Genomic DNA, 3418 nt, shown 5'->3' with positions numbered 1-3418 from the left:
TCACAGCAGAGCAGTTCACCGCCCGCCAGCGCTACCGTGTACCCGGAATCGTGCTACCAAGTCACCGGACTGGCGCTACCCACAAGCGCTACTCGCCACTCACCTCGCGCCGCTTTCATGCGCGACATTTGGTAAAACTTGTCCCTGTTTATTCTCGTGGAAACATCAGAAACGATTCGCGGCACGTTCCTGCGATGGCTGAAAGCGCCGCTGTCACATTAAGCGAATGCTTCTGCCGGACGCACATCTCGACCAGGTCGACTTCTGGCCGATCTCCTCTGCCGTGACCAATCTGACCGCTGCCGAACAGGACCAACTTGTGGCACTTCGGGAAAGGGCCGTCAGGTTATCGACACACCCGCGTTCCTATGTCGGCGCAGACTTCTAGATTGAAGCCTGATATCGATTCAGTGGATATGCTCTGCCGGGCTGAACCAATCGGCATGGCATCTCGTTCTAATTCACGTAGCCCCTCGTTACGCACCACGTGATCACGCACCGCTCAATCACGCACCATTTCAAAGCAGTGCACCGAGAAAAGGAAGCAATCATGAACAGCAAAATATGGCTCAAGGTCGGGCCTGTCGTCGGGGCGCTGGCGATCAGCGTTCTCGCACTGACCGGATGCTCGCAGGGCGCGACGCCGCCGGCGGCAGACGAGTCGAGCTCGTCAAGCGAAGTAGCCGAACCGGCCGCCGACGCGACACTCGCGACGGCCGACAGCGACCTCGGCACGATCGTCGTCGACAGCAAAGGCATGACTCTGTACGTGTTCGACAAGGACGTCGCCGACTCCGGTGAGAGTACCTGCGAGGGCGACTGTCTCGTTAAATGGCCGCCGGTCGTCGCGGAATCGGACACCCCGACGGTCGACGGAGTCACCGGTACCGTTGGCGTGATCACCCGAACGGATGGCACCAAGCAGGTCACCCTGAACGGTCTCCCGCTTTACTACTGGGCTGGCGATGCGGCGGCCGGTGACACCACCGGTCAGGCTGTCGGCGACGTCTGGTGGGTGGTGTCACCCAGCGGCGACAAGATCGCTGGCTAGACGGCACGCACAACCCCCGTACCCATCGGCACCACGAAGCCGATGGGTACGGTGCCGTTCTGCCCGGCGCCGTGAACAGGTCAGCCACGCTGAATCGGGCAGAATAGGAGAGTGTATGTACTGGTGCGGCAGGCGGGCGGTGGCGACCTGGTCGTCGAACCCCGCGATGAGGCCGGAGCTTCGCTGCAACCGCCGCGCCGGCTGAGTCTGGACGAATTTCGAACGTTTGTGGCCGCCAGGGAATCCTGGGCCATTGAAGGCCGCCCGCGGTGGGTCTGGGACGACACCGGCCACACCTATCCGCTGCTGCTCAGTGCCGGAATCCGGGTGGAGCGCTGCCACGATCTGCGCCTGTGCCACGTGATCCTCAAGAATTCCGCCCTGACCCAGTTGAGCGAACTGGCCCTCGCCGCGCCGGATCGCTGGGACGCAGCGAGCGCGGTGACAGCCGACCAGATCGAGCTCCGGGCGACCCTGTTCGAGTTTGATGTCGACGATGACGATGACGATGACGATGGCGGTGACGATCTCGCCGACCACGCCGCTGACGGCACCGGCGACTCTGGTGGCACCGAACCTGGCCCCCATTCTCGCGCCCCCGAATCGACGTCCGGGCGTGAGTTCCGCCGTCAACTCGACGCCGTGGCATCCGCTGCCGAACCGGGCCGGTTGCGCCTGCTGCTCGCTGCGGAATCGGCGGGCGCGCTCGTGGCCGCCGAAATGCGCTTCGCTGGGCTTCCGTGGCGCACCGACGTGCACAATCATCTGCTGACGCGGGAGCTGGGACCCCGCGCCCTGCCGGGTGTGCGACCGGACCGTCTTGAGCTGCTCGCCCAGCGTATCCGGCTGGAACTGAATGATGAGGCCCTCAACCCGGACTCGCCGCAGGAACTGTTCAAGGCCCTGCAACGCGCGGGTCTGGCCGTGACCTCGACCAGGGGCTGGGAGTTGAAGAAGCTCGAGCATCCGGTGATTGAGCCCCTGTTGCAGTACAAGAAGCTTTCCCGATTGCTCAGCGCCAACGGCTGGACCTGGATGGAGTCCTGGGTCGTCAACGGTCGATTCCACCCCGACTACGTGCCGGGAGGCGTGGTGACCGGCCGCTGGGCGACGCGCGGCGGGGGAGCGTTGCAGCTGCCCAAGCAGATTCGCGGCGCGGTGGTCGCCGATGACGGCTGGAAACTCGTCGTCGCCGATGCCGCCCAGTTGGAGCCGCGCATTCTCGCCGCGTTGGCCCAGGACGAGCGAATGGCTACGGCCGGGCGTGGAACCGACCTCTATGCCGGAATCGTTGCGAGCGGCGTCGTGGAGACGCGCGATCATGCCAAGGTCGCCATGCTCGGAGCCATGTATGGCGCCACGACGGGGGAGAGCGGTCGGCTGTTGCCGCGCCTGGCGCGTGCCTACCCTCGGGCGATCGCCCTGACGGAGTTGGCGGCCCGGGCCGGCGAGCGAGGCGAAGTCGTCACCACCCGGCTGGGGCGGTCGTCGCCGGTACCCGGGCAGGGTTGGCATGAGGTGCAAGCTCAGGCGTACGATCCGGCGGCCACAGCGACCGATGAGCGCCGGGCCCGCAGCCAGGCGAGGGACTGGGGCCGCTTCACCCGAAACTTCATCGTTCAGGGCAGCGCCGCGGAATGGGCGCTGTGCTGGATGGCCGAGATTCGCCGAGAACTCGCCGCCCTCCCGGCCGCCGGTGCCGGTGCGACCAGCGCACTCAGACGAGCGGATGCTGGGCCCGGCCTGGCTGCGTCGGCCGCGCGTCCCGCGGCACCAGGGCGGGCGCGCGCGCCCTTCGACTACGCGCCGCACCTGGTGTTCTTTCTGCACGACGAGGTCATCGTACACACGTTGGCAGCCCAGGCGGAGGTCGTGGCGAAGATCATCGTCACGGCCGCCGAAACCGCCGGTCGGCTTCTCTTCGGCGACTTTCCGGTCGATTTCATGCTCACGGTTGCGACCGTCGACAACTACGCCCAGGCCAAATAGGGCGAGACCACCAGCGCACCGACGTGACCAGGCCCACGGGACGCGCCCATCCCGTCGGTCGAAATCTAAACAGGCTGGGTCCAAGCCCGGCATACGAGGCTAAGTCGATCAACGCAACCGATCTGCGGGGGAGGCACGCAAAAGGGCGGGCCCCGCGGGCTGTGTGCACGTGGGGTCCGCCTGGTTTCCTGCGAGGGAATTCTTGGTGGGAGCTAGCCGGGAGGTGAGGCCTGCGGCCTAGGAGGCTGCTGAATAACATGGGTTCAGCCGGCCCGGCGAGTCTCTAGAGTGTTTTTTTTGCTCCGGGGTGGGGCGTTGTGAGATCGGCTGAGCGGTCGGCACCGGTATCGGGATGTGGCGTTGCGTCCGCTCGGAGAG

General features: G+C 65.7%; 2 protein-coding genes. Both read left to right on the top strand.

Annotated features, from left to right (window positions below):
- Nucleotides 1-550: 550 nt before the first annotated feature.
- The gene (locus E3T43_RS16560) at nt 551-1051 is read left to right on the top strand and encodes a hypothetical protein (protein WP_134473207.1); all 501 of its coding nucleotides are present in this window, start codon (nt 551-553) and stop codon (nt 1049-1051) included.
- Between the two features lie 111 nt (nt 1052-1162).
- Nucleotides 1163-3040 carry a bifunctional 3'-5' exonuclease/DNA polymerase gene (locus E3T43_RS16555; protein ID WP_241979049.1) on the top strand — a complete coding sequence of 626 codons (1878 nt, stop codon included), beginning with the start codon at nt 1163-1165 and terminating at the stop codon, nt 3038-3040.
- Nucleotides 3041-3418 lie beyond the last annotated feature (378 nt).

It is taken from the genome of Cryobacterium sp. Hh7 (assembly GCF_004403155.1).
Taxonomy (GTDB): Bacteria; Actinomycetota; Actinomycetes; order Actinomycetales; family Microbacteriaceae; genus Cryobacterium; species Cryobacterium levicorallinum.
Note: the sequence above shows the minus strand (reverse complement) of the source record. Positions and strands in the feature narration are given on the sequence as shown.